This window comes from Micromonospora sp. NPDC048909 (assembly GCF_040649635.1).
Classification (GTDB): Bacteria; Actinomycetota; Actinomycetes; order Mycobacteriales; family Micromonosporaceae; genus Micromonospora.
Genome location: NZ_JBEZFU010000007.1, coordinates 67,465 through 89,173, shown reverse-complemented (window position 1 = coordinate 89,173; position 21,709 = coordinate 67,465). Strand labels below are relative to the sequence as shown.

Below are 21,709 nucleotides of genomic sequence, written 5' to 3'. Positions count from 1 at the left end.
CCGACGTGATACGAAGTCTGGGCAGGATTGTCCGGAGGAACGGGGGCGGTGGCGCAGGCGCGGTCGGGGTGGATTCTGCGCGGTCAGGACACTCCCCGCCGGATCTCCTACCTGGAACTCCTCTTCGACCTTGGCCTCATCGTCGCACTCATGCGGCTGTCCGACCGGCTGACCGGCGACCTCGGCTGGAATCACGCGCTGGAAACAGTGGTCCTGCTCGCCGCGATCTGGTGGGTCTGGACGGTCACCGCGTACACCACCGACTGGTACGACCCCAGTCTGCCGATCGTCCAGTTGATCGTCCTCGGCGTGCTGTTCGGCGGACTGCTGATGTCGCTGGCCATCAGCAGTGCGTTCGAGGGGGTCAACGGCATCGTCTTCGCCGGGGCGTACGTGGGCCTGCACCTCTGTCGCGGGTTCATCCTCATCACCGCCCTGCGCGGTCACGCGCTGCAGAAGCGGCCCATGCGGGTGCTCATCTGGTTCTGCCTCACCGGCGTGCTGTGGGTGGTCGGCGCGTTCCTGCCCAGCCCGATCCGGCTGGTGCTCTGGGCGGTGGCTGTCGCGACGGACTACGCGGTCGGCCTCTTCGGTTATCCGCTGCCCCGGCTCGGCCGTTCCGGCCCGGAGGAACTCCGGGTGGGAGGCGAGCACCTGGCCGAGCGCTACCGGCAGATGTTCATCGTCACCCTCGGCGAGATCATCCTCATCGGCGTGCGGCTGTACGGCGACCCCCCGTTCGTGTCGCTGCAGACGGCGGGCGTGATCCTGCTCTTCGCCCTGACGGTGACGATGTGGCGGATCTACATCGTCTACGTCGCCGACCATCTCGCCACCGGGATCGACCACGCCAACAATCCCGGTCGGATCGCGCTGGTCGCGGCGTACGCGCATCTGGTCATGGTGGCCGGTGTGGTGTTGGTCGCCGCCGGTGGTGACATCGTCGCCAGAGACCCTGTCGGCGAGACCAGCCCCACGAAGCTGGCCATCGTGGTCGCCGGCCCCGTGGTGTTCCTCGCCGGCCGCACCGTGTACGCGCTGGTGGTGTTCCGCGCGATGCTGTGGCGGCTGCCTATCGGCGTGGTCGTCCTGTCGCTGGTGTCGCCGATGACGCAGGCGCTGCCACCGATCGCGATCGCCGCCCTCATGACCATTGGAATGATGGCGATCGCCTTCCTCCCGCACTGGGGGCAACCGGTGTACCGCACCCGCTGGCACATCCGTACCCGCTGGTGACCCGGCCGCGACGCCCGCGCTCTCGGTCTTTGTGACCCAGGTCACTTTCGATGAACTTTCACCTGCCGGTCACGTCCGGAGCAGCCGGATACCTCTCGCGTTCATCTAGGGAGAATGATGCGGTCAGTTCGTACGTTATCGGCGCTGGCGCTGCTGGTGCTGGGCGTCTCGGCGGTGGCCCCGGGCGGTGCGCCGGCGTCGGCGCAGCCCCGGGCCGCGAAGCCGGCGACCACACCCGCGGTCGCGTCCAAGCCCCGGACGGTCACTCTGCTCACCGGCGACACCGTCCACGTCGGCACCGTGAACGGCCAGACGGCTGTCGACGTCGTGCCGGGCAAGGGACGGGAACGGATCCCGTTCATCACCCACAGCGCCGGCGAGGACGTGCGGGTCATCCCCGCCGACGCCGTCGGCCTGCTCAACCGGGGCAAGCTCGACTCCCGGCTCTTCGACGTCTCGATGCTGGTCGACTTCGGCTACGACGACACCCGGGCCACCCTGCCGCTCATCGTCCAGCACGGCAGCACCGCACCCGCCGGCCTCGCCGGCGCCCGGACCACCCGGGCGCTCTCCGGGGCGAGCGCCGTCGCGGAGAGCCGCGCGGACGCGGTGTCCTTCTGGAACAGCGTCACGTCCGCCGCGAACGGCACCGAGCGGCAACTGCGGGCCGGGTTCGACAAGATCTGGCTCGACGGGCTGCGCCACCCCACCCTCGACGTCAGCGTCCCGCTGACCGGCGCGCCGGAGGCCTGGAAGGCCGGCTGGACGGGTACGGGGGTGAAGGTCGGCGTGATCGACACCGGCGTCGACCAGACCCACCCCGACCTGGTCGGCCGCGTCGCCGCCGCGGAGAACTTCACCGCCGACCCGGACACCCTCGACCGGGTCGGCCACGGCACCCACGTCGCCTCCACCATCGCCGGCACCGCGGCCGCGTCGCAGGGCCGCTACAAGGGCATGGCGCCCGGCGCGACCCTCTACAGCGCCAAGGTCTGTGTCGAGGAGGGCTGCCCGGAGTCGGCGATCCTGGCCGGCATGACCTGGGCGGCACAGCAGGGCGTCAAGGTCGCCAACATGAGCCTCGGCGGCCCGGACAGCCCGGAGACCGACCCGATCGAGGCGGCGGTGGCCGACCTCACCCACCGCTACGGCGTGCTCTTCGTCGTCGCCGCGGGCAACAGCGGCGAGGCCGGTGAGTCCACGGTGGATTCGCCCGGCAGCGTGACCGAGGCCCTGACCGTGGGCGCCGTGACCAAGACGGGCGAGCTGGCCGAGTTCTCCGGACGGGGTCCGCGTGCGGGCGACGCCGGCATCAAGCCGGACGTCACCGCGCCCGGCGTCGGTATCCTCGCCGCCCGCAGCTCGACCTCCGACCTGTGGCCGGACGACGCGAACCCGCAGTACACCAGCATGAACGGCACCTCGATGGCGACTCCGCACGTGGCCGGCGCGGCAGCGATCCTGAGCCAGCAGCACCCGGACTGGACGCCCGAGCGGATCAAGTCCACGCTGATGGCGGCCGCGAAGCCGAGCGCCACGATCGGGGTCTACGAGCAGGGCGCCGGCTTCCTCGACGTCGCCCGGGCCATCCAGCAGACGGTCACGGCGAGCCCGGTCAGCGTCGCCTTCGAGCGGGGCACCGCGGCGCAGACGCGCACGGTCACGTACGCGAACAGCGGCTCGTCCCCCCGCACCCTGGCTGTCTCCCTCGACGCCAAGGACGCCGACGGCGTCCCGGCGCCGGCCGGCCTGTTCAGTCTCAGCGCCTCCTCGGTGACCGTCCCGGCCGGCGGCACGGCCACCGTGACCGTCAACGTGCGGGCCAGCGCCGACCTGCCCGACCGCTACTTCGGCGGTGAGGTGACCGCCACCGGCGGCGGCTCGCAGGTGCAGACCCCGGTCGCGCTCGACATCGCCCGCCACCAGCTGAACCTCAAGCTCGTCGGGCCGGACGGCGGCGCGCCCACGCCCGATCAGGGCTGGGTGACCGTCCTGACCGACCTGGACCGGCAGACCCTCCTGGTGCTCGGCGACCCGTCGGCCACCACGTACCGGATCCGCGCCGGCCGTTACCTGGTCCAGACCTACCTGCAGAGCGGCGACCCGTACTTTCCCCAGATCACCTCCCTGGTGCGCCCGAGCCTCGATCTGACCCGGGACCAGGCCCTCACCATGGACACCCGACTGGCGAAGCCGATCGCGGTGTCGGTGCCGAACCCGAAGGCCACCGCGATCTTCCAGGAGTCCGGCTGGACGATCCGCACCGAACAGCCGCAGATCTGGGGCAGCAACGACCCGTACGGCACGCTGATGAACGTTCCCTTCGACCACGTCCGGACCGCGCAGATCGGGGCCGGCAAGACCCCGGGCTTCGTCTCGTACGTCCACGGAATGTGGGGCCAGGTGGCCCAGGACGGCAGCCTGCACAACAGCCCGTACGTCTACCGGGTCTACCTCTACGAGCCGGAGAAGATGATGACCGGGCTGACCCGCAAGCTGCGCGCGGGTGACTTCGCCACGGTCCGCTCCCAGATCAGCGCTGACGTGGCCGACGTGCCGGTGTCGCGTACCGCGGTCGCGCACGCGCCCGGCAACTCACCGGTCTACCGCGACGAGCGCACGATCCCGCCGAGCTTCACCTACGACGTGCCGAGCACCATCACCGAGTACTACAACCAGGACAAGAAGGCGGTGTGGCAGTCGACCTCGGCCCAGCAGGGGTACACCTACTACCAGTCGCCGTGGACCAGCTTCAAGCCCGGGCGCACGTACACGGTGAAGTGGGCCAACGCGGTGGCCGGGCCGGTCTTCCCGGAGCCGAACTTCGGCCAGCAGTACGCCACCCGCTACTGGGGCGACACGATCGGCGGGCCGGGCCCGCTGCACGGCGACGGCGCCGGGCACATGGGCTTCCGGCACGTCGTCGGTGGCAGCGTGCAGGTGGACCTCTACCGCAACGGCGTCAAGATCGGCGACGCCAACCAGGCACCCTGGACGTGGGACGTGCCCGCGGCGAAGGGTGACTACCGGCTGGCCGCGACCTTCCGCAGCGACCCGGCGTTCACCCTGTCGACGCTGGTCGACGCGGAGTGGACTTTCAAGTCCGCGCACGTGGGCGACGGCGACCTGGTGAAGCTGCCGATGACGGCGATCCGGTACACCCCGGAGCTCGACATCGACAACCGGGCGCCGGCCGGCCGGCTCTTCGCGATCCCGATCTCGCTCGACCGCCAGGTCGGTGCGGCGCCGGGCCGGACCAGGTCCCTGACCGTCGAGGCGTCCTTCGACGACGGGAAGACCTGGCGGAAGTTGTCCGTGCAGCGTTCCGGCGAGGAGGCGGTCGCCTGGGTGCGCAACCCGGTCGGCACCGGCTTCGTCTCGCTGCGGGCCGCCGCGGCGGACACCAGCGGTAACACGGTCAAGCAGACCGTCATCCGCGCCTACCGGTACTGAGCGTGGCACCCGGACGCGGCGCCCACCGACGCCGCGTCCGGGTCACCGGTGCCGCAGCAACCGGTCGCGGATCCCGCGCGCCATCGGCGAGTCCGTCCCGTCGAGCTCGGCGAGGGCCTCGTTCCACGCCTGCCGGGCCAGGGCCGGGTCGCCGTTGGCGGAATGGAAGTCGCCGACGGAGACCAGCACCTCCGCGGTGTGATGGGTGGCCCGAACGCCGCGGAAGGTGTCGATCGCCTGCTGCCAGCTCGCCATCGCGTGCGGCAGGTTGTCGATCATCGAGTACGTGTGCGCCAGCCAGGCCTGGGTGGTGCCCACCCCGTGCAGGTCGCCGAGGGCCTCGAACTGCCGCCGCGCCTCGACGAACCTGCCCAGCGCCTCGGCGTGCCGGCCGAGCCCGCCCTGTGCCCGCCCGATGGCCAGCAGGGCAGTGGTGGCGCCCCGCACATTTCCGTCGGCCTGAAAGAGCGCCCGCGCGGCCTCGGAGTGCCGTATCGCCTCCTGGTAGCGCCGCTGGTCCAGCCGGATCTCGGCGATGTTGTTCTCCACGTGACCCTGCTCGGTACGCCGCCCGAGCCGCTCGAAGAGCGTCCGGGCGTGCTGCAGGTGCGACAGCCCGCCGTCCAGATCCGCCAGGAAGTAGCAGGCGCCGGCGAGGCTGCGGTGCAGCAGGGCCTGCGCGGCGGGGTCGTCCCCGGTCGCGGCGAGGGCGCTGCCCACCACTGCCGCCCACTGCTTGAACTGCGCGGTGTCCTGGAAGAAGTTCTGCAGGGCCAACGCGACCTGCCAGGCGGTACGAGGCCGCCCGCGCTCCTTGGCCCGCGCGATGATGTCGGTCAGTACCCGCTGCTCGGCGGCGAACCAGGCCATGGCGTCGGCCCGGCCGGTGAAGCCCCGGCCGGTGACCCCGCGCTCGGACGGCTCCGGCTCCGGCAGCGGCACCTGGGGCAGCAGGGGCAGCTGCGCCGCGTACGCACTGAGCTGGTAGTAGTCGTAGACCCGCTCGACGGCGGCGGCCCGCTCGGCCGGGTCGTCGTGCTCCTCCCCGAGTTCCATGGCGTAGGCGCGCAGCAGATCGTGCATCCGCCACCGGCCGTCGCCGGGCTGGACCAGCAGCTGCCCCCCGAGCTCGGTGAGCAGGCCGCGGACGGAGCGCAGGGACAGCCCGCCCAGGGCGGCCGCCGCTTCCATGCTCAGGTCCCCGGTCGGGTGCAGGGGAAGCAGCCGGAAGAGTCGGGCTGCCTCGGGAGTCAGGGCCCGGTAGGACCAGGAGAAGACGGCTTCCAGGTCGGCGTGCGAGTCTCCGAAGCCGGCCAGCCGGCCGTCGGCCTCGGCCAGCTCACCGGCGACCGCGGGCAGGCTGAGCCCGGGCCGGCCGACGCTGCGGGTGGCGACCAGCGCCAGGGCCAGTGGCAGCCGGCCGCACCGCGCGATGATCTCGCCGACGGCGGCCGGGTCGGCGGCCGCCGCGTCGCCGAGCCGGCGGGTGAGCATCTCGCGGGCCTCGGCGTCGCTCAGCAGGTCGAGGTGCAGTGGGTGAGCGCCCGCCGGGCCGGCGACGCCGGTGATCCGTCGGCGGCTCGTGGCGATGACGAGACTGTCGCCGCTGCCGGGCAGCAGGTGCCGGATCTGGTCCCAGTCGCGGCAGTTGTCGAGCAGGATCAGCATCCGACGCTCGGCCAGGATGCTGCGGTAGAGGCCGGCCTGGGCGTGCAGCTCGGCCGGGATGGCGGCCGGCGCGACCCCGAGGGACCACAGGAAGCCGCGCAACGCCTCCGCCGGTGTCATCACCGAGTCGCCGGAGTCGAAACCGCGCAGGTCCGCGTGCAACTGCCCATCGGGGTAGCGGGCGGCCAGCCGGTGGGCCAGATGCACCGCGAGGGCGGTCTTCCCGACGCCGGGCATTCCGTCGATGACCAACGCGGTGGTCCGCTGGTCTGCCCTCAGCAGCCTTTCCGCGGCGGCCAGGACGCCGCGGCGGCCGGTGAAGTAGGGGTGGTCGGCCGGCAACTGCGCCGGCGGCCCCGCCCTGCCCGGCGCCGGGGCGTCGTGGTCGAGCAGACTGTCCCGGGCCGCGCGCAGGTCGACGCCGGGCTGGATGCCGAGCTCGTCGGCGAGCCGGTGCTCGATGTCGGCGTACGCCGCGAGAGCTTCGGCCCGCCGGCCGTCGGCGGCGAGGGCGCGCAGCAGCCGCGCCTGCAGAGCCTCGTCCAGCGGCTCGTGTTCGGCGGCCAGCCGGATCGTGGGCAGCACCGCGTGGACGCGTCCGGCCCGCAGGGCGGCATCGGTCGCAGCCCGGACGGCCGCGAACCACTCGCCGTCGACCGCGACGAACTCCGGGTGGGCCCGTCCGCCGGCCTGCAGGCCCGCGGCGCACCGGTCGCGCCACAGCGCCAGCGCCTCCCGGTAAAGCTCGACGGCCGGCTCGCCGGAGCTGTCAGCGGCCTCGGCGACCAGGCGCCGGAAACGCAGCAGGTCGAGCGACTCTCCGTCGATCCGCAGCTGGTATTCGGCGCCGTCGCGGATCAGCACCGTGCCGGTTGCCCGCGTCGGCAGGCCCGGCTCGAAGCGCCGCCGGAGCATCCCGACGTGCCGGTGCACCACGTTGACCGCGCTGCGTGGGGGATCGGACTCCCAGAGCAGGTCGACGAGCTCGGCGACGCTGACCGCGCAGCCGGCCCGGACGAGGAGCAACGCCAGGATAAGCCGCTGCTGCCGGGTGCCCAGGTCGATGTCGGACTGGCCGCGCCAGGCCCGTACCGGGCCGAGAACGGCGAAAGAGAGCGGGTCGGTCATCGTGATGCGATCCGGTGGGGGCGGGTTGCCACGTCGTCCGAAGCCTGGCAGGGCCCCAGCCGTGAGCCGGGCGCACGTTGCGGCACTGTGAGCTGCGACTCAGCGCAGGATCTCCGGCCGGGTGGGAATCGTCCCTGATCAGGCCGCTTCGAGGCCGGTGCGTAGGGCCCGCAGCGCGTAGTGGGTCCGGGACTTCACCGTGCCGATCGGGACTCCCAGCCGGCCCGCGACCTCTTCCGGTGACCGCCCGACCAGGTAGACCTCGGAGAGCAGACTGCGCTGCGCCGGGGTCAGCCGGCCGAGCGCTCGCCGGATGGCGTGCGACGCCAGGGCGGTTCCGGTCGTGTCGTCCCCGGCGGGAATCCAGCTCATGTCGACGAGATGGACCTCGGCCGGGCGGCCCCGCCGCAGCCGGACGCCGTCGATGACGAGCCGCCGGGCGACGGTGAAGAGCCACCGGCGGGCGGCGTCGGGCTCGGCCGGCACCGAGTCGAGGTGCCGCCAGGCCCGCAGCATCGTCTCCTGGAGCAGATCCTCGGCGCTCTGCCGCTGGCCGTGGGTCAGCACGAGCAGGAGTCGCAGCACGGCGCGCGCGTGCTCCGCATGCAGCGCGGTCAGGCGCTCGGCCGGGCCGGCCGGTGATTCGTCGGATGCCTGCAGCACGGCATGTCCCCCACACGCAGGAGCAACGGTGACTGAGGCAGGAGCCTAGGGACGATCCATGCGAATGGACTGACGCGGAAGTGCGGATCGAGTGCCGTCGCCGTCCGCGTTCGGTCACGAACCGGACGTGACCGCCGCGAGCAGGCCGGCCAGCCGCCGGCCGGTCGGGGTCTGTGCGTACGGGATCAGGGCCAGCGCCTCCTGCCACGCCCGCACCGCGGCGTCCTGCTTGCCGGTGGCGGCGAGGGCGTCGCCGAGCATCGCCAGCACCTCCGCGGCCGGCGCCGGCGCCGAGGCCTCCTGGTAGGCGACGGCCGCCTCGCGCCAGCAGTCGACGGCCGCACCGAGCTCCCGGCGAGCGGAATGCGCCTGGCCGAGCACCTCCCACGCCTCGGCGATGCCCAGCCTGTACCGCGCTGCGCGCGACAGCGCCATCGCCTGCTCGGCGCAGCGCACGGCCTCTTCCGCCCGGCCCAGCTCGGCGTTGCTCGCGGCCATGATCACCAGGGTGTCTGCGAGCAGTTTGTCGTCTCCGACCGCCCGGGCCGGCCCCAGCGCCGCGGCAAGCGTCCGGAGGACCTCCTCGTGTCGCCCCTGGGCGCCCAGGATCATCGCCCGGTTGATCCTGGCCCGGGGCTCGTCGGGCAGGCCGAGCCGGGCGAGCAGCTCGACCGCCCGATCGAGATGCCCGACCGCGGTCTCGTGCTCCTGCCGGAAGTACGCCGCCCCGGCCAGGCTGCGGTGCATCCGGGCCTGCCCGACCAGGTCGCCGCCCGCCTGGGCGGCCTCGAGGGCCACCTGGCCGGTCGTCGTCCATTCGGCCCACCGGCCGCTGCGGTCGAAGAAGTGCTGCATGCCCAGGGCGAGCTGCCAGGCCTCGGTGTGCCGGCCCTGGCGGGCGGCCCGACCGACCAGCGCGATCAGGACCTGCCGCTCGGCGGCGAACCAGCGCATGGCGTCGCTGTGGCCGGCGAAACGCAAATGGGTCTCGCCCGGCCCCGGCTCGATCATCGGATGGTCCTCGGAGGTCAGCAGCCGTCGGTCCGCCTGATAGCAGGTGGCCCGGTAGAACTGCAGGCAACGCAGCTCCGCGGCGGCGCGCTCGGCCGGGCTGTCAATTTCCTCGCCGAGCTCCCTGGCGTAGGCCAGCAGCAGGTCGTGGGTGCGGTAGCGGGCCGGCAGTTCCTCGCTGATCAGGTGCGCTCGGCTCAGCTCGCCGATCAGCGCCCGCCCACTGCGCACCGGGACGCCGGCCAGGCCCGCCGCCCCGGCGATCGAGATGTCGGGGCCGGGATGGATCGGCAGCAGCCGGAAGAGCCGGGCGGCCGGGGCGGAGAGTGCCTGGTAGGACCAGGAGAAGACGGCACGCAGGCCGTTCTGCGGGTCGTCGCCGTCGAATCCGTCCAGGCTCGAGGGCGCGTGGGCCAGCTCGGCGGCGATCTGCGCCGGTGGCGTCCGCGGCAGGCTCGCTGCGCGGGCGGCCACCACGGCCAGCGCGAGCGGCAGCCGCCCGCAGCTGGCGATGATGGCGTCGATCGCGGCCGGGTCCGCCGCGGCGGGGCCGGCGCCGAGGGGCCCGAGGAGCGCCGCGCGGGCCTCGTCGAGGCTCGGCAGGCCGACCGGCAGCGGGTGGGCGCCGGTCGTGGTCAACAGCGTACTGAGCCGGCTGCGGCTGGTGACGATCACCAGACAGTCGGGGCTGCCGGGCAGCAGGTGCCGGATCTGCTCGGCGTCGCGGCAGTTGTCGAGCACGATCAGCAGGCGCCGGCCGGCAAGGCTGCTGCGGTACATGCCCGCCAGGGCGTGCAACTCGGCGGGAATGCCCTGCTGGGGCACCCCGAGCGAGCCGAGGAAGCCGCGCAGGGCCTCGGCCGGGCTCATCGCCGGGTCCCGCCCGTCGTATCCGCGCAGGTCGACATAGAGCTGCCCGTCCGGGTAGTCGACGGCGAACTCGTGAGCGAGGTGGACGGCGAGGGCGGTCTTACCGACCCCGGGCATGCCGTCGATCGCGAGCACCGCCGGCCCGCCCGGGCGCGCGACCGCCGCGCGGGCCTGGGCGATGAGGTCGTCCCGGCCGCTGAAGAAGGGTAGGTCCGGCGGCAGCTGCGCGGGCCGGGGCAGAGGCGACGGTGACTCGGTGCGCGCCGGCCCGGTGCGTTGGTGCAGCAGCCGGTCGTACGCCTCCCGCAGCTCCTCGCCCGGATCGATGCCCAGGTCGTCGGCGAGTCGGCGGCGCACCACCCGGTACATCTCGACCGCTTCCGCCTGGCGGCCGTCGGCGGCGAGCGCGAGCAGCAACCGGCTCTGCAGCGACTCGTCGAGCGGGTGCTGTTCGGCCGCCTGCCGCAACGGCGCCAGCACCGCGCTCAGCCGGCCGCAGCGCTCGGCGGCGTCGGCGGCTTCGCGTACCGCCTGGGCGCGTTCGGCCTCCACGGCGAGGAACGCGGGATGCAGGCGCGACGCCGGTTCCAGGCCCGCTGCGCACCGGCCGCGCCACAGCCGCAGTCCGTCGAGGGAGTGCCGCAGCGCCGACTCCGGGTCGCCGTCCTGCAGGCTCCGGCCGGCCAGTCGGCTCAGCGACCGGAACTTCAGCAGGTCGAGGGACTCCTCGTCGGCGCGCAGCCGATAGCCCGAGAGCTCCCGGAGGATGTGCCGGCCCGTCGAGCGGGTGGGCAGGCCCGGCTCGATCAGCCGCCGGAGCACCCCGACGTGCCGGTGCACGACGTTCGCGGCGCTGGCGGGGGCCTCCTCGTCCCAGAGCAGGTCGACCAGCTCGGTCAGGGTGACCGGTGAAGCGGCCCGGGCCAGCAGCAACGCGAGGACCAGGCGCTGCTGGCGGGCGCCGAGATGCAGCTCGGCGCCGGCGCGGACGACCCTGATCGAGCCGAGCACCGAGAACCTGATCGTCTCGTCCGACTCCGCCCGCACGCCGGCAACCGTAACCGGCCTATCCGCCGCCTTGACGACCGCAGGCCCGGGGGCGGGATGACCACCAAGCGCCAACTTTTATTCTCACATGCAAAAGTTTCGTTGTATCGATCTAAAGTGATAGTGTCTGCGATCAATCTTTCGTTCGCGAGATCCGTACCGACCGGTCCTCGGGAGGACGTGGCACGGCTCCCTCCAGGCCGGGACCGCACCCACAGGAGGAACCATGACCGCACCGAACCGGTGGCGCTGGCGCCGCCGATCCGTGCTCGTGGCCGCAGGGGCCGCTCTGGCGACCGTGCTCGCCGCGGCCCCCTTCGCCCCGGCGACGGCCGCACCCGTCGCCGCCGACGTCCCGCCCCAGGAACCCGGCGTCACCCTGCGCTCGTACGACATGGGAACCGCGCTGTCGGCGCTGTGCACCCTGAAGCCGGCGCAGACGCCGAACGTCGACAAGCTCATGCCGCAGATCAACTGGACCAGCACGGACGAGTTCGGGCTCTCCGACCGGTTCATCAGCCACGTCATCGCCAACCTCGCCGCACCCGTCGACGGCGACTACACCTTCCGGCTCACCAGCGACGACGGATCACGGCTGACGATCGGCGATCAGTTGATCGTCGACCACGACGGGCTGCACGGCGAAACGGCCAAGGAAGGGTCGGCCACCCTCAGCGCCGGCCTGCACCCATTGCGCCTCGAGTTCTTCGACAACGGCGGCGGCCAGGTGTTGCGCCTCGAATGGCGCCGCCCTGGGGCGGCCGACTTCGAGCTCGTGCCGAACTCCGCGTTGAGCACCGACGCCGGCGTCGTACGCGTCACGGCCCCGGGATGGAAGTACTGCGAGGGGGCGACCGACTCGGCCGGCGACGGCCTGCCGCTCGACCGGGTGCACCCGGGCTACACCCTCACCGACCTGCGCCCCGAAGGGCTCCAGCCGCAGGTCACCGGCATGGCGTTCCGGCCCGACGGCGACCTGGTGATGTCCACCTGGGGCGGCACCGACAACGCGACCGGCGAGATCTACGTGGTCGAGGGCGTCACCGGCCAGACCAGCCCCGAGCAGGTGACCTACCGCAAGTTCGCGGACGGGCTGCGCGAGCCCCAGGGCGTCGCGGTGGTCGACGGTGTCGTCTACGTCAGCCAGAAGCACGAGCTGACGGCCCTGCGCGACACCGACGGCGACGGCCTCGCCGACGACCGTCGCACGGTCGCCACCTGGCCCTGGGGCGGCAACTTCCACGAGTTCGCGTTCGGCCTGTTGCACCGGGACGGGTACTTCTACCTCAATCTCTCCGTCGCCATCAACCAGGGTGGCGCCACCACCGTGCCCCAGCCCGCGCCGAACCGCGGAACCTCGATCAAGGTGAACGCCAGGACCGGCGAGATCACCTACGTCGCCGGGGGGCTGCGCACCCCGAACGGGATCGGGTGGGGCCCCCGCGGCGAGGTCCTGGTCACCGACAACCAGGGCGGCTGGCTGCCCGCCTCGAAGCTGGTCCAGATCCAGCAGGGAGCGTTCTACAACCACTACACGACGCCCGAAGGTCCGTTCGACGACAAGCCCGTGACGCGTCCCATCGTCTGGATTCCGCAGAACGAGATCGGCAACTCACCGTCCACCCCGGTGCTGTTGAAGCAGGGGCCGTACGCGGGGCAACTGGTCGTCGGCGACGTGACCTACGGCGGCCTGCAGCGGGTCTTCCTCGAGAAGATCGAGGGGCAGTACCAGGGAGCGGTGTTCCGGCACACGCAGGGCCTGGAGGCCGGCGTCAACGAGGTCACCCTCGGCCCCGACGGCGCGCTCTACACCGGTGGCCTGGGCGCCGGTGGCAACTGGGGTCAGGAGGGCAAGCTCACCTACGGCCTGCAGAAGCTCACGCCCAACGGCACCTCGGTCTTCGAGGTCAAGCAGATGCGCGCGTCGCATGTCGGGTTCGAGCTGGAGTACACCAAGCCGCTGTCGGCCGAGACCGCGCGGGACCTTGCCGACGCGTACCAGGTGACGCAGTGGCGCTACGGTGCGACGAGCCAGTACGGCGGTCCCAAGCTCGAGCTGGAGACGCTCAAGGTGGCCAGGGCCGAGCTGTCGGCCGACGGCCGCACCGTCAAGCTCAAGATCCCGGGCCTGAAGGAGAACCGCGTCGTGCACGTGCGCTCTCCGCGTCCGTTCTCGTCCGCCGGCGGCGAGGAGCTGTGGAACACTGAGGCCTGGTACACGCTCAACGAGATCCCGGGCCGGGTGGTGCAGCCGCAGACCTTCTTCGAGGCCGAGGAGGGCCGTACGGTCGGCGTCGGCATGGCGACCGACCACGCCGCCTACTCCGGCGCCGGCTTCGCGGCCGGGTTCGCGGGCGACGGCGCGTCGACCCGCATGTCCGTCGATGTTCGTGAGGCCGGGACGTACGACCTGGCGATGCGCTACAGCAACGGCCCGAACCCCTACTCCGGCGAGAAGCAGCTGAGCCTGTACGTCAACGGGAAACGGGTCGAGCAGACGGTCTTCCCCTCCACGGTGACCTGGGAGGAGTGGGGCACCGTCAACACCACGGTGCGCCTGAACAAGGGCCGCAACCTGGTCGAGTACCGCAAGGAGGCCGCGGATTCCGGACACGTGAACCTCGACGTGCTCGCCGTCCGGCCGCACGGCAAGCGCATCACGCTGTTCAACGGCGGCGAGCTGACCGAGTGGCAGCACACCGACGGGCGCGAGCCCGAGTGGGCGGTCGCGGACGGTGCCATGACGGTGCGCAACGGGGACCTGCGCACGGTGCAGGCCTTCGGCGACTTCCGCCTGCACGTGGAGTTCAACCTGCCCCTCTACCCGCCGGACGTGACCGGCCAGGCGCGTGCCAACAGCGGCGTCTACCTGCAGGACCGCTACGAGATCCAGGTGCTGGACTCGTTCGGTGTCGACCCGCCGCAGACGAACGACGCCGCTGCCATCTACACCCAGAAGGCCCCCGACGTGAACGCGGCGCTGCCGCCCGAGACCTGGCAGACGTACGACATCGACTACCGCCAGGCCCGCTACGACGCGGCCGGCAACAAGGTGGCGAACCCGCGCGTCACCGTCGTGTGGAACGGCGTCACGGTGCACGACGACGTCGAGATCCTCGGCCCGACCGGTGGCAGCCGGCCCGAGGGTCCGGCCACGGGTGCCGTCCGGCTGCAGGATCACGGCAACCCGGTCCAGTACCGCAACATCTGGATCGAGCCGCTCGACGGCTAGTTTCGCCGGCGGCCAGCACGCGGGCGGCCGGGACCGGTTAGCCGGCCCGGCCGTCCGCAGGGCAGCGTCCTCGCCACGTCGTCCCGTCACCAGCCGCCGTTTCGGTCGGTTCTCGGTAGGGAATCACCTACCGAGAACCGGCAGAGACGAGAGGTGACGATGAGCGACCATGCGGCTCGCACGAAGACCCTCGTCCGGCGAGCGCGCGTGCTGCCGCTGGTCATCGCCCTGATGCTTCCCGCCGGGTGCGGCGCCGGCGAGGATGCGGCCGATCCGGCTCCGTCGCTCACCGCGGCGCCGACCGCAACGGCACCATCGAGCCCGGCCGACCGCCCGTCACCCACCGCGGACGCGCAGGTCGTCATCCCCACATCCGCCTTCATCGAGCTGCCAGTGGACATGCGGAAGGTGCCCCGAAGGTCGACGCCCACCGAGCAGGCCCTGCCGAAGCTGTGCGGCAACGAATTCGGTACGGGCGGCCGACAGGTGAGTGCGAGCGCCTCGATGACCGTCACCTACAAGCGGCCCGGCGATCCCGCCAGTAACGTCCCGCAGGGCATGCTCCACCAGACGATCTTCACGTTCGACGGGACGGGCGCCGCGGACTACCTGCGACGGGTTCGCGACGCCGTGGAGGCGTGTCCGTCCTACGCCGAGGCGGGATACACCGTCACCGTCGAGAGCCGGCCACTGCCCGGCGTCGGTGACGAGGCGATCCTGCTGACCCGGACCTGGCCGCAGACGAGCCTGAACGGGGAGCGCACCGGCGGCGACGCGAGCGGCCAGATCGCGGTGATCCGCGTCGACGCGGTGGCGACCGTCCTCGACGACCGGGGTTGGGAGGGCACCAGCGGCAGTCCCGATGTCATGGACCGGGCGGTGCGCGAGGCCGTCCGCGCGGTCGAGGCCTGGCGGGGCTAGGCCGCATCGACTTACGGCCTGAACGGCGCCGGCGAACGGGGGCGCGAGTTCGGTACGTGCGGGCACCCCCTGTCCCTTCCACTTCTTCTGGCAAATACCCCTGAGGGGGTTCAACCTCTCGATCCGGACGAAGAGGCCTGTCCTTGAGGTACCTCCTCCGAGGCGGCCCAGCGCCGGCTGGGGACGAGCGAGCTCGCCGCGGTCTGCGAGATGGCGCTCAGCGGGATGAGCCGCGTGGTGGGCCGGTTGGAGAGCGAAGGACTCGTCCGCAGAAGAAACTCCGGCCGATGGGCGCGGAGTCGTCCGTCCTGCTCAACGTTCACGTCGCTTCGAGGCGGGTAACGGCAGCAGATGGCGCAGTACACGAATCCGGAGCTCAGACAGCAGATCAAAGAGGAGATAAAGGCCTCCGACAAAGGCGGGCGGCAGGGGCAGTGGTCGGCGCGCAAGTCGCAGCTGCTCACCAAGGAGTACGAGAAGCGCGGTGGGGGCTACCGGGGGCCAAGGGACGAGCGGCAGAAGTCACTGCAGCGGTGGGGCGCCGAAAAGTGGCAGACGAAGGAGGGGTCCACCCGTGCCCGCCGCAACGGTGAGACGAGTCGGTACCTGCCCAAGCAGGCGTGGCAGGAACTCTCCGAGGAGCAACGGCGCGCCGACGACGCCAAGAAGCGGCGGGCGTCCCGGACCGGCAAGCAGTACGTCTCCAACACGGGGGCGGCCAAACAGGCACGTAAGGACGCCTCGTCGGCCGAGCAGTTGTCAGGCCTGCCGGTCACCGAGGCGGTCAAGCTCGTCCGTGGCCTCGACACCCGCCAGCTCAAGGCGGCGCTGCGACGCGAGCGCGACGGCAAGGCCCGCAAGACGCTGATGAGTCGGATGGAGTCGGAACTCGACCGGCGCTGACCGCGGAAACGGCACAGGGGACGCCTGCCATCGATCACTTCTTCGGTAACCCGTGCCAGGAGTGCCACAGGGCGGCGTAGGCGCCACCGGCGTGAGCGAGGTCGTCGTGGCTGCCGAGTTCGGTGATCCGACCGTCCTCGAGCACAGCCACCCGATCGGCGTCGTGCGCGGTGTTGAGACGGTGCGCGATGGCGATGACGGTACGCCCGGCGATGACGGCGGCGAGTGCGCGCTCGGTGCGCCGGGCGGTTGTCGGATCGAGCGCGGCCGTCGCCTCGTCGAGGATCAGCATGTGCGGGTCGGCGAGTACGAGCCGTGCCAGCGCGAGTTGCTGGGCGTCGGCGGCGGCGAGTTCGCGGGCGCCGTCGCCGAGTTGCGTGTCGAGGCCGTCGGCCAGGTCGGCATACCAGTCGGCGCCGACGGCGAGCAGTGCGGAGTGCATCTGTGCGTCGGACGCGTCGGGCGCGGCGAAGGCGAGGTTGTCGCGCAGCGAGCCGATGAAGACGTGGTGCTCCTGGGTGACGAGGGCGATCCGGCGGCGCCGCTCGGCCGGGCTCAGGTCGGTGACCGGGTGGCCGCCGAGGCTCACCACGCCCTCGCGCGGCGCGTCGATTCCGGCGAGCAGCCGGGCGAGGGTGGACTTCCCGGCGCCCGAAGGGCCCACGATGGCGAGACGTTCGCCAGGGCGCACCTCGAGGTCGATCCCGTGCAGCACGTCGTGGCCGTCGGCGTACGAAAATCGCACGCCGCGCACGACGAGTCGCTGCGCGGACGGGGCGGATGCCGTGTTGCGCGGTTCCGGTATTCCGGCGCGGGTCGCGGCGGCCGTGTCGGAGCGCGGCCCGTTCTCCGGTTCGGTCCTCCCGCCGACGCCCAGCACGCGGGCGAACGAGGCGAGGCCGCGTTGCGCCTGCTCCATCCACTGCAGCAGCCGGTCCAGGGGATCGACCGCCTGTTGGAGATAGAGCGCGGCGGCGACCACCTCACCGAGCGACACCATCCCGTTGGTCAGGAAGTATCCGCCGATGAGCAGCACCGCGGCGATCGGAAGCGCATAGCTCGCCTCCACGACCGGGAAGAACACGGACCGCAGGGCCAGGGTTGCCCGGCGGGTGGCCCACACCTGGCCGATGCGCTGCGTGCCGTACGCGATGCGGTCGGCGCCGAGGCCGAGCGCCTCGACGGTGCGGGCACCCTCCGCGGTCGTGGTCAGCGCCTCGGTCAGCTCGGCGGTCGCGGCCCCCTCAGCCAGGTACGCCGGCCTGGCCCGACGCAGATACCAGCGGGTGACCGCGAAGATCGACGGTAGTCCGGTCAGGGCGACCAGACCGAGCAGCGGGTGCAGCAGGAAGATCGCGCCGAAGAGGAGCGACAGTTGTGCCGAGGCGATGACGATGACAGGCACCACGTCGCGAACGGTGGTGCCGACGGTCGTCACGTCAACGGAGCTGCGGGTGGCAAGGTCGCCGGTGCCGGCGCGCTCGACGACGGAGATGGGCAGGTCGAGCGTCCGCGAGACGAAGTCCTCGCGCAGCCGGGCGACGGCGCGCTCGCCGAACCGGTGGCCGGCGTACTGGGCGTACCTGGTGAGCAGCCCCTGGGCGAGCACGCATCCACCGATCGCGAGCGCCAGGCGGTCCACCGCGCTTGCGCCGGCACCGGCGGCGACCTCGTCCACGATCCGGCCCAGCAGCCACGGTGCGGCCAGCCCGGTGACAGCGGCGGCGCCGTGTAGAAGCAGCACGATCGCGACCGCGCGGCGGTCCCGGGCGATGAGGTCCCGCGCGGCGCGGCGGACCGTGGTCCGGTCCGCGACGGGGAGCCCGTTCACCGCAGCGCCCCGTCGATGTCGGAGGAGTCGCTGTCCCGGGACACCAGCGCCCGGTAGCCCGGGTCCTGCTCCAGCAGCTCCGAGTGGGTACCGACGGCAGCAATCCGGCCTTCGCGCAGGTGCGCGATGCTGTCGGCGCAGCCGAGCAGCAACGGCGAGGTGGTCAGCACGATCGTGGTTCGCCCGGCCCGCGCGGCGCGGAGCCGCTGCGCGATGCGCGCCTCGGTGTGCGCGTCCACGGCCGACGTCGGGTCGATGAGGATCAGCACGTCCGGTTCGGCGAGCAGGGCACGGGCGAGGCGTACCCGTTGTCGCTGACCGCCGGAGAGGGTACGGGCGCGCGAGCCGATCGGCGTGGCGAGCCCGTTCGGCAGAGCGTCGACGACGTCCTGAGCGGACGCCGCACGCAGGGCCGCACCGACGTCGGCGTCGCCGATGCCCGCCCGGGTGCACAACATCTCGCGCAGCGTTCCGGCGAAGAGGTAGGAGTCATGGTCGGCGACGAGGATCCGGGCCCGTACCTCGTCGAGCGCGATCCCGGCCAGCGGTACCCCGCCCCAGGTCACGTCGCTGGCAACGAACCTTCCGAGGCGATCGGCCAGCCCGACAGCCTCGGCCGGGTCGGCGGCGGCGATGGCGAGCAGCCGGCCGGGGGGCACCGTCAGCCCGGTGGCGGGGTCGTGCAGTTCGGCGGGTCGGTCCGGTGCGGCCAGGACATCCGTTCCGCCGGCCTGCGACGGAGGCGCGGCGTCATCCGGAGTCAGGTTGAGCAGGGCGACGATGCGCCGGGCCGCGACCCGGCCCCGGATCAGCTGGTAGCCGCCCTCCAGCAGGAACCAGACCGGCACGATGAGGACCGCCACGTACCCGTACACGGCCACCATCTGCCCGATGGTGATGTCGCCGGCCGCGGCCATCCGCGCCGCCAACCACACCACGGCGGCCAGGAAGAGACCCGGGATGACGATCGTCAGCGCTTCGATCCAGCTGTTCACGGCGCCGACCCGGTATCCCTCGGTCAGCAGATTCTGGGAGCGGGCCGCGTACCGGCGGGCGAAGAGACCACGGCCACCGACCCCGGCGAGTACGCGCAGCCCGGCCACGATGTCCCCGGCGCGGGTGGTGAGGATGCCCTGCTGGTGCCGGTAGACCGACTCGACCCGTTCGAGGCGGCGCAGCAGGGGCCCGACGACCATCACCACCGCGGGTACGCCGAGCAGCACGAACAGCGCGAGGATCGGGGAAACCGACCACAGCACGACGGCGACGAACGCGTACGCGAGGACCGCGCCGACGCCCGGCCCGGTCATGGTCAGCACCGCCGACGTGTGCGTGACATCGGTGCCGCCGACGGTGGCGACCTCCCCGACGGCGAGCTTGCGCGGCAGCACGGCGCCGATCCGGGACAGGTGACGCAGCAGGACGGCCGCGGAGCGGGCCGACGCGTCCTCCCGGACGAACGTCATCGTGCGGTGCCGCATGATGCCCAGGTAGGCCAGGCCCATGCCCGCGACGACGATCGCGGCCACCCACCACAACAGCGCCCGATGATCGTGTGCGCGCAGCCCGTCGTCGATGGCCCGGGCGACGAGGTAGGGCCGGACCGACAACCCGAGCATCCAGGCGGTACCGATCAGGCTGCCGCGCAGCACCCGCCAGGGCTGGCAGCGGACCAGCCACCAGATGTACCACGTCGGCCCCCTCGTGTCCGGTGAGCCGGGCTCGGGATGAGGGAGCTGCGGGGGCACCCGCTCAGGCTACCGATCAGCTCGCCGGCTCGCGGTTGAGGCTGGGTCAACGGGCGGGGGCGGGGGGCGTCCCCCCGCCACCGCCACGTCGCGCCTCTTGTGCTTCGCTTACGGCACATGGAACCGGGCCCTCGCGGACGTACGAGCAGGTGTCACACCCGCCGGGCACCCGGCTTGCCGTTGTCGGTGACGAGCGTGGTGAGGGTGTACATCGGTGCGTCGGGGTTCAGGACGGTGTCGGAGACCCGGAAGTCGACCCGCCACTGGTCCGGCGTGACGTCGACCTGCATGTAGCCGCGCTGGTTGTTCGAGAACACCATGTGCGGGTTGTCCGCGGTGGGGCCGTAGATGGTCGAAATCGGACCGTCCCCTCCGCTGCTGATCGAGGTGCCAAGGTATTCGGTGGCCAGCGTCTCGGAGTTCGGGTCGCTGAAGTCGGCCTTGAGGTTGAACACCCAGTTGCGGTGCGCGTCGCCGGTGATGACGATCGGGTTGGACGGCCGATGGCTGGAGATGAACTGAAGCAGTTGGTCGCGGTCGGCGACGTATCCCTCACCCCAGCTGTCCACCGAGTCGAAGGTCACGCCCGAACCGGCCTTGTGGTCGAACGGCGCAAATTTGGTCTGGTTTCCGATGACATTCCATCGGCTGGTCGAAGCCGCCAGACCTTCCTGGAGCCATTGCTCCTGCGCGTCGCCCAGAATCGTCCGATTCGGGTCGAGGGCGCCGGGGGAATAACCCTTGACGGCTTGGGCGGCGCTCCACTTGGCCTGACGGGACCGGTACTGCCTGGTGTCGAGCAGGTGGAACTGGGCAAGGTCACCGAAGCGCACACGCCGGTAGAGCTGCATGTCCGGGCCGTTCGGCAGGGACGACCGCCGCAGCGGCATGTTCTCGTAGTACGCCTGATAGGCAGCCGCGCGGCGAGCGAGGAACACCTCGCCTTCAGCGCCGCCGCCCGCGTCGTCGGCGTAATTGTTGGTCACCTCGTGGTCATCGGGAATGACTATGAAGGGCGCCGAGCTGTGGGCGGCCTGCAGGTGCGGGTCGGTCTTGTACTGTGCGTGCCGGATCCGGTACTCGGCCAAGGTCATGATTTCGACGTCGGGCACGTGGGGGCGGTTGATCGCGGGGTTGCCAGCGGAAGGCCCTTGGTAGATGTAGTCGCCCAGGTGTACGACCAGGTCCAGGTCCTGGGTGGCGATGTCGCGGTAGCCGACGAAGTAGCCGGCCGGATAGTTCTGGCAGCTTGTCACGGCAAGCCGCAGCCGCGAGACGGACGCGTGGAAGGCCGGAGCGGTCTTCGTCCGGCCTACCGGGCTGATCACCGGGCCGAAGCGGAACCGATAGAAGTACTCCCGTGCTGGTTCCATCCCGGAAAGCTCGACGTGTACCGAGTGACCGAGCTCCGGTGTTGCCTCGACCGCCCCGCGGCGGACGATCCGAGCGAACCTCTCGTCCTCGGCTACCTCGTAGCGAACCCCGAACGTTTCCCGAGGCATACCGCCGTTGCCGTCCAAGGCGAGTGGGTCGGGGGCGAGCCGGGTCCAGAGGACGACGCCGTCGGGCAGGGGATCGCCGGACGCCACGCCCAGGCTGAACGGGTGGTCGAAGAAGGGCGGCCCGGCTACTGCCCGCCCAGGGGTGGTGACCGCGCCGCCGACAACTGCGGCAGCTGTTCCGAGTCCTCCCAGGGCCAGCAGCTTTCGCCGGCTCAGACCAGACGTCGTGGGGTGTGCGGCGTCGGGGTGGTCCATATTGATCGGTTGTCCTTCCGTCCTGGTCCAGCGGCCCAGCTCATCCTGAGAAGTTGGCCGCGATCAGCCAGGGCGGCGTCGTCGGTCAGCCTTGTTCGGCGGCACGGGTTTGGCCTGGATCCCACCGGGCCTGGGCCGCAGCGGCGGTATGCCACCCACGACCGGCCCGAATTCCGCGTTCGACCGTCGCAGCTGGCGGTACAGAGCCGATCAACGGGACACCACCGGCAGGGAAACACTG

General features: G+C 71.7%; 12 protein-coding genes. 6 read left to right on the top strand and 6 right to left on the bottom strand.

Annotation, left to right across the window (positions count from 1 at the left end; translation table 11 throughout):
* The first annotated feature begins 48 nt into the window (after positions 1–48).
* A complete protein-coding gene (locus AB0C04_RS20320) occupies positions 49–1,236 on the top strand; it encodes a low temperature requirement protein A (protein WP_357056764.1) in 1,188 nt (395 codons plus the stop codon).
* Between the two features lie 117 nt (positions 1,237–1,353).
* The gene (locus AB0C04_RS20315) at positions 1,354–4,689 is read left to right on the top strand and encodes a S8 family serine peptidase (protein WP_357056761.1); all 3,336 of its coding nucleotides are present in this window, start codon (positions 1,354–1,356) and stop codon (positions 4,687–4,689) included.
* A 42-nt stretch (positions 4,690–4,731) separates the two neighbouring features.
* On the opposite strand, the gene AB0C04_RS20310 is transcribed toward AB0C04_RS20315, so the two are convergent.
* The 3 genes from AB0C04_RS20310 to AB0C04_RS20300 all read right to left on the bottom strand — a co-directional run bounded on the left by AB0C04_RS20310 (position 4,732) and on the right by AB0C04_RS20300 (position 11,076).
* A complete protein-coding gene (locus AB0C04_RS20310) occupies positions 4,732–7,485 on the bottom strand; it encodes a BTAD domain-containing putative transcriptional regulator (RefSeq protein WP_357056758.1) in 2,754 nt (917 codons plus the stop codon).
* Positions 7,486–7,623: 138 nt separating this feature from the next.
* A complete protein-coding gene (locus AB0C04_RS20305) occupies positions 7,624–8,148 on the bottom strand; it encodes a sigma-70 family RNA polymerase sigma factor (RefSeq protein WP_357056755.1) in 525 nt (174 codons plus the stop codon).
* A 114-nt stretch (positions 8,149–8,262) separates the two neighbouring features.
* A complete protein-coding gene (locus AB0C04_RS20300; protein WP_357056751.1) occupies positions 8,263–11,076 on the bottom strand; it encodes a BTAD domain-containing putative transcriptional regulator in 2,814 nt (937 codons plus the stop codon).
* Between the two features lie 226 nt (positions 11,077–11,302).
* Here AB0C04_RS20300 and AB0C04_RS20295 point away from each other — a divergent pair, with 226 nt between their 5' ends.
* The 4 genes from AB0C04_RS20295 to AB0C04_RS20280 all read left to right on the top strand — a co-directional run bounded on the left by AB0C04_RS20295 (position 11,303) and on the right by AB0C04_RS20280 (position 16,132).
* Positions 11,303–14,308 (top strand): family 16 glycoside hydrolase, encoded by a 3,006-nt coding sequence (locus AB0C04_RS20295; RefSeq protein ID WP_357056748.1) that lies wholly within the window; start codon positions 11,303–11,305, stop codon positions 14,306–14,308.
* A 159-nt stretch (positions 14,309–14,467) separates the two neighbouring features.
* Complete coding sequence (locus AB0C04_RS20290) at positions 14,468–15,229, top strand: hypothetical protein (RefSeq protein WP_357056746.1); 762 nt, start codon at positions 14,468–14,470, stop codon at positions 15,227–15,229.
* Positions 15,230–15,406: 177 nt separating this feature from the next.
* Positions 15,407–15,571: a helix-turn-helix domain-containing protein gene (locus tag AB0C04_RS20285; protein ID WP_357057273.1), complete on the top strand. Its 165-nt coding sequence runs from the start codon at positions 15,407–15,409 to the stop codon at positions 15,569–15,571.
* A gap of 9 nt (positions 15,572–15,580) precedes the next feature.
* Positions 15,581–16,132, top strand: a complete 552-nt coding sequence (locus AB0C04_RS20280) for a DUF5872 domain-containing protein (RefSeq protein WP_357056743.1) — start codon at positions 15,581–15,583, stop codon at positions 16,130–16,132.
* 34 nt (positions 16,133–16,166) lie between these two features.
* Here AB0C04_RS20280 and AB0C04_RS20275 read toward each other — a convergent pair whose 3' ends face one another.
* From AB0C04_RS20275 to AB0C04_RS20265, 3 genes are all read right to left on the bottom strand, one after another.
* Positions 16,167–17,963: an ABC transporter ATP-binding protein gene (locus AB0C04_RS20275; protein ID WP_357056740.1), complete on the bottom strand. Its 1,797-nt coding sequence runs from the start codon at positions 17,961–17,963 to the stop codon at positions 16,167–16,169.
* Positions 17,960–19,615, bottom strand: coding sequence for an ABC transporter ATP-binding protein (locus tag AB0C04_RS20270; RefSeq protein WP_357057271.1), 1,656 nt, complete (start codon positions 19,613–19,615; stop codon positions 17,960–17,962). The genes AB0C04_RS20275 and AB0C04_RS20270 overlap by 4 nt, the downstream gene beginning before the upstream one ends.
* Before the next feature lie 248 nt (positions 19,616–19,863).
* Positions 19,864–21,468 carry an alkaline phosphatase D family protein gene (locus AB0C04_RS20265; protein WP_357056737.1) on the bottom strand — a complete coding sequence of 535 codons (1,605 nt, stop codon included), beginning with the start codon at positions 21,466–21,468 and terminating at the stop codon, positions 19,864–19,866.
* Positions 21,469–21,709 lie beyond the last annotated feature (241 nt).

Coding starts and splice junctions, on each gene's coding strand:
- AB0C04_RS20315 (WP_357056761.1), top strand. CDS start 1,354: ATGCGGTCAGTTCGTACGTTATCGGCGCTGGCGCTGCTGGTGCTGGGC.
- AB0C04_RS20310 (WP_357056758.1), bottom strand. CDS start 7,485: ATGACCGACCCGCTCTCTTTCGCCGTTCTCGGCCCGGTACGGGCCTGG.
- AB0C04_RS20295 (WP_357056748.1), top strand. CDS start 11,303: ATGACCGCACCGAACCGGTGGCGCTGGCGCCGCCGATCCGTGCTCGTG.
- AB0C04_RS20290 (WP_357056746.1), top strand. CDS start 14,468: ATGAGCGACCATGCGGCTCGCACGAAGACCCTCGTCCGGCGAGCGCGC.
- AB0C04_RS20280 (WP_357056743.1), top strand. CDS start 15,581: ATGGCGCAGTACACGAATCCGGAGCTCAGACAGCAGATCAAAGAGGAG.
- AB0C04_RS20265 (WP_357056737.1), bottom strand. CDS start 21,468: ATGGACCACCCCGACGCCGCACACCCCACGACGTCTGGTCTGAGCCGG.